This is a genomic window from Aureimonas sp. ME7 (assembly GCF_903970965.1).
In the GTDB taxonomy this organism is placed as follows: Bacteria; Pseudomonadota; Alphaproteobacteria; order Rhizobiales; family Rhizobiaceae; genus Aureimonas.
Map to the genome: position 1 here is coordinate 1 of NZ_CAJCKW010000047.1, position 791 is coordinate 791.

Consider the following 791-nt stretch of genomic DNA (forward strand, 5'->3'; position numbering starts at 1 on the left):
GCCTTATCTCTGTCGCGGACCGGCGGGCACTTCGGCCTCGAGACGAACGCGGGCACAATCCACACTCAGGCGGTGGTTGTTGCGACGGGCCGGGATGCGGTCCCGATCGTGCCGCGTTGGAAGGGTATGGAGACCTTCACGGGGCAAATTCTTCACGCGGCCGACTTGGGTGATATCCAAGCCTATCGGGGACGATCCGTTCTTGTGGTCGGTGGCGGCAACTCCGGGTTCGACGTCCTCAATCATCTCAGCCGCGTCGACACCGGACCTCTCTGGCTGGCGCTCCGGCGAGCTCCCGGTATTCTGCCGAAGCGTCTAGGTGGTTTTGCGGTTCATCGGTTATCGCCGCTGATGGCATCGCTTCCAACCCGATTGGTCGATCGTTTGGTCGGGTGGACACAGAGGATTGCCTTTGGGGACTTGACCCGACACGGTTTTCCGGCGGCACAGTTCGATGCTGCGACACGCCTCGTTCAGAACAAGATCGCGATTGCGGTCGACGATGGTGCCGTGGCGGCCGTGAAGCGAGGACAAATCACCGTCGTCGCCGGGGTGATGGAGTTCTCGGGATCGAACGTGATGCTGTCCGACGGTACGACGTTGGCGCCTGACATCGTGATCGCCGCCGTGGGCTATGGGTCTGCCCTGATGTCATTGCTTAGCCCGCTTGGCGCCGTCGACGAGGCGGGTCGTCCACGTTTGCGAGGTAGGCTTGGCGAAACAGCGGTGCCTGGGCTTTGGCTTGTCGGCATGCAGCCCAGCCTCACAAGCTACTTCCAACAAGCGCAGCG

Annotated in this window: 1 protein-coding gene; it reads left to right on the plus strand. The window is 62.3% G+C overall.

What is annotated here, in order from left to right:
• Positions 1-57: 57 nt before the first annotated feature.
• Positions 58-791: SidA/IucD/PvdA family monooxygenase (locus H7A85_RS20660; protein WP_244631308.1), on the plus strand; the 734-nt coding region annotated here is incomplete at its 3' end.